Genomic DNA, 3,616 nt, shown 5'->3' with positions numbered 1-3,616 from the left:
TCCGGTCCGCGGGCCGGGCGGCTCGGCCCGCTCGCGCAGCCGCCGGACCGCGGCGCCCAGTTCGGACAGCGACATGGCACCAGTGTGCCCTACTCCTTCGAATTCGAAGCAGTAAACTCCGGTCATGCCGCAACCGTCGCTCGACCCCGTGCAGCTCGGCGCCTACTTCGACCTCATCGAGGTGACCAGCCTGCTGCGGCACGCGGTCGAGCAGCAGCTGCGCGAGGCGGGCGAGCTCAGCTACGTGCAGTTCCAGCTGCTGGCCCGGCTCGGGGACTCGCCGTCGGGCAGCTACCGCATGACCGACCTCGCCGACGGCGTCGTCTACAGCCGCAGCGGCCTGACCTACCAGGCAAGCCTGCTCGAAAAAGCGGGCCTGGTCACCCGCGCCCCGTCGCCGGACGACGAGCGGAGCACCACGGTCACCATCACCGACGCCGGGCGCGAGCGGCTCGCCCGGGTGCTGCCCGGGCACGTCGAGGTGGTCGCGGGCCTGCTCTTCGAGCCGTTGTCCCCGGCCGACGTCGAGACCCTCGCCGGCCTGCTGGCGCCGGTGCGCGACCACATGCGCTCGACGCCGCCCCGCTCGGCGGCTCCCCGCCGGGCCAAGGGCTGAGGGATCTTGACAGGATTCGAACAACCCCCGCCGGTTCTCCACAGAACCTTTTCACCCGTCCGGCCGTCATCCATTCGTGACCTTGGCGACCGAGGAACCGACTGAGGAACCGAGCGCGGCAACCCGGCGACGGCGGCGGTGGCGGCGCGTCCGGCGGATCGCGTACTGGGCGGCCGGCGTGTTCGTCGGCGTCCCGCTGATCGCGTTCTGGGTCGCCTACCTCGTGCTCGACGTCCGCAGCCCGCAGGAGGTCCTGGCCGAGCTGGACAAGACCGTCGTGCTCCAGTACGCCGACGGATCCGAGCTGCTGAAGGTGATCCCGGCCGACGGCGACCGGATGTTCGTGCCCTACGCGCAGGTGCCCGCGAAGCTGCGGGACGCCATCATCGCCACCGAGGACCCGACGTTCTGGGACAACCAGGGTTTCGACCCGACCGGCATCGGCCGCGCGTTCCTCACCGGCGTCGGCGGCGGCTCCGGGATCACCCAGCAGTACATCAAGAAGTCCACCGGCGACGACGACGCCACGCTCGGCCGCAAGTTCGCCGAGCTGGTGCTGGCCACGAAGATCACCCAGGAGCAGAGCAAGGAACAGATCTTCGAGAGCTACGTCAACATCATCTCCTTCGGCCGCGGCACGTTCGGGCCCGCGGCGGCGATGAACGCCTACTTCGGCAAGAAGCTCGACGACTCGATCACCTGGAGCGAAGCGGCTTTCCTTGCCGGGATGATCCAGTCGCCGTCGGTGCACGACCCGGCCGCCTCCGGCGACGCCCACGCCACGCGGCGCTGGGAGTACGTGCGCGACAAGCTCCGCGGCCGCGGCTACGTCAAGAACAGTGAGCCGATGGCGTACCCGGGCGCGGAAATCCAGCCGCCGTCGGAAACCCGCGCGGGCCGCGTGACCTACGACGAATTCCACATCAAGCAGCAGGTGCTCGCCGAGCTCGACCGCGACGGCTTCCCCCTGAACCGGCTCCAGCAGGGGAACATGACGGTGGAGACGACGCTGGACCGCGGGATGCAGGGCGCGGCCAAGAAAGCGTTGCAGGACAGGCTGAAGAGCGAACCGAAGGAGTTCCGCGGCGCCGTCGTCGCGATCGACCCGCGGACCGGGGCCGTCCGCGCCTACAATGGTGGCGACCAGGGCGTCCGAGACTACGCCGGCACGTCGCACGCGCCGGGCTCGGCGTTCTACCCGTTCACGCTCGCCGCGTTGCTGCGCCACGGCTACGGCACCGACCAGCCGATCCCGTCGCCGTCGAAGCTCGAATTCCTCGGCGAGAACTTCCAGTACCCGGACGTCTGCGGCCCGAAGTGCACGCCGCGCACGGCGATGGCGAGCCACGCCGACGGCCCGTTCGTCGCGCTGGCGAAGCAGCTCGGCCCGGACGCGCTGAGCGAGACCGCGCGCCAGGCCGGCATCCCGGAGACCGTCGACGGCGCCCCGACGATGCGCGAGAAGGACGGCTTCCTCATCGGGGCGGGCATCGCGATCGGCCGCTACCCGCTGCGGCCGCTCGACCTGGCCGGCGCGTACGCGACCTTCGCCGCCGACGGCCGGCGCGCCACCCCGCACCTGGTCGCGAAGGTCCGGGACGAGAGCGGCGCGGTGATCTGGGAGCAGCCGGACACGGCGGGCCCGGCGTTCGGCGACGACGACACCAGTCACCGCGTCGCCCGGGACGTCACGAGCACCCTGACCGACGGCGGCGGCCCCGCGCTGCGCACCGGCGAGGCCGAGCACGGCAACAGCCCGGACAACCAGGACGCCTGGGCCGTCGGCTACACCCCGCAGCTCGCGACCGCGGTCTGGATCGGCTCCGACGACGACCGGCGGCTCAAGGACGCGAACGGCGCGAAGCTGACTGGAGACGTCGTCCCGGCCGACGTCTGGCGTGCCTTCATGACGGCGGCGCACCAGGTGGTGCCGCCGCCGTCCCCGGTGGCGCGGCCACCGCGCTGAGTCAGCGCACGATCGCCAGCACGAACCCGTCGTGCCCCTTGGTCCCGACGGTCTGGACGGCGGTCGCGTCCAGCCGCGGCTCGGCGGCCAGCACGTCGAACATCGCCCTCGCGCCGCGCACGTTCGGGTCGTCGCTGCCCGCGTCGGCGACCCGGCCCTGGCGAACGACGTTGTCGACGACGATCGTCGTGCCCGGCCGGGACAGCTCCAGCGCGGCCCGCACGTAGTTCGCCAGGTTGACCTTGTCGGCGTCGATGAACACGAAGTCGAACGGCCCGGTGAGCGTGGGCAGCGTGTCCAGCGCGGCGCCGACCCGGATCTCGGCGACGTCTTCGCCGAAGCCCGCCCGCGCCAGGTTCGCCTTCGCGACCTCCGCGTGCTTCGGCTCGTATTCGCAGGTCACCAGCTTGCCGCCGGCCGGGAGGGCGCGGGCCAGCCAGATCGTGCTGTACCCGCCGAGCGTGCCGATCTCGAGGATCCGGCGCGCCCCGGACAGCCGCGCGAGCAGGTTCAGCAGCTTGCCCTGGTTGGGCGCGACGGCGATGGACGGCAACCCGGCGGCGGCCGAGTCGGCGAGCGCGTCGTCGAGCACCGGATCGGGGGCGAGCAGCGCGCCGGCGAGGTAGTCGTCGACTTCGGCCCAGGTCTTGTCGGTCATGGCACCTCCACCGCCAATCTAGCGGGCTGGGCCGCCGCACCGGGATAGCGACGGCGGGCCCAAGCGCCCCAAGGTGGCCTTGGTTGCGTCAGACGCACCGAAGGCCGCCTTGGGTGCGTCTGACGCACCGAAGGCCACATTGGGGCGCTCGAGAGGCGGGCTGGGATCATGCTCAGGATCGACCGAAGGCGGGAAGGTGGAGATGGACGACTACCGCGTCGTCGCGGACGCCCTCGCCGCCGACATCGAGGCGGGCCGGCTGCGGCCCGGTGACCGGCTGCCGCCGCAGCGGCGGTTCGCGCGGCAGCGCGGGATCGCGAACTCCACCGCCGCCCGCGTCTACGGCGAACTCGTGCGGCGCGGCCTGGCGGTCGGT

4 protein-coding genes are annotated in these 3,616 nt (G+C 72.0%); 3 read left to right on the top strand and 1 reads right to left on the bottom strand.

Annotated features, from left to right (window positions below; genetic code table 11):
* Positions 1-124: 124 nt before the first annotated feature.
* Both G3I65_RS10490 and G3I65_RS10485 read left to right on the top strand, forming a co-directional pair.
* On the top strand, positions 125-616 hold the full coding sequence (locus tag G3I65_RS10490; protein WP_160695927.1) for a MarR family winged helix-turn-helix transcriptional regulator: 492 nt from the start codon (positions 125-127) through the stop codon (positions 614-616).
* A gap of 76 nt (positions 617-692) precedes the next feature.
* A complete protein-coding gene (locus G3I65_RS10485; RefSeq protein WP_160695926.1) occupies positions 693-2,582 on the top strand; it encodes a transglycosylase domain-containing protein in 1,890 nt (629 codons plus the stop codon).
* 1 nt (position 2,583) lies between these two features.
* Here the strand turns inward: G3I65_RS10485 and G3I65_RS10480 are convergent, their stop codons facing one another.
* A complete protein-coding gene (locus G3I65_RS10480) occupies positions 2,584-3,240 on the bottom strand; it encodes an O-methyltransferase (RefSeq protein WP_160695925.1) in 657 nt (218 codons plus the stop codon).
* A 202-nt stretch (positions 3,241-3,442) separates the two neighbouring features.
* Between G3I65_RS10480 and G3I65_RS10475 the strand changes: the two genes are divergently transcribed.
* Positions 3,443-3,616 (top strand): GntR family transcriptional regulator (locus tag G3I65_RS10475; RefSeq protein ID WP_163046667.1); only part of this gene is annotated, 174 nt, incomplete at its 3' end.

Origin of the sequence: Amycolatopsis sp. SID8362 (assembly GCF_010550475.1) — a bacterium.
In the GTDB taxonomy this organism is placed as follows: domain Bacteria; phylum Actinomycetota; class Actinomycetes; order Mycobacteriales; family Pseudonocardiaceae; genus Amycolatopsis; species Amycolatopsis eburnea.
This window is presented reverse-complemented; position numbering and strand designations above follow the sequence as displayed.

Bases quoted from the DNA above. Each gene is read 5' to 3' on its own strand.
- G3I65_RS10490 (WP_160695927.1), top strand. From the start codon at position 125: ATGCCGCAACCGTCGCTCGACCCCGTGCAGCTCGGCGCCTACTTCGAC.
- G3I65_RS10480 (WP_160695925.1), bottom strand. From the start codon at position 3,240: ATGACCGACAAGACCTGGGCCGAAGTCGACGACTACCTCGCCGGCGCG.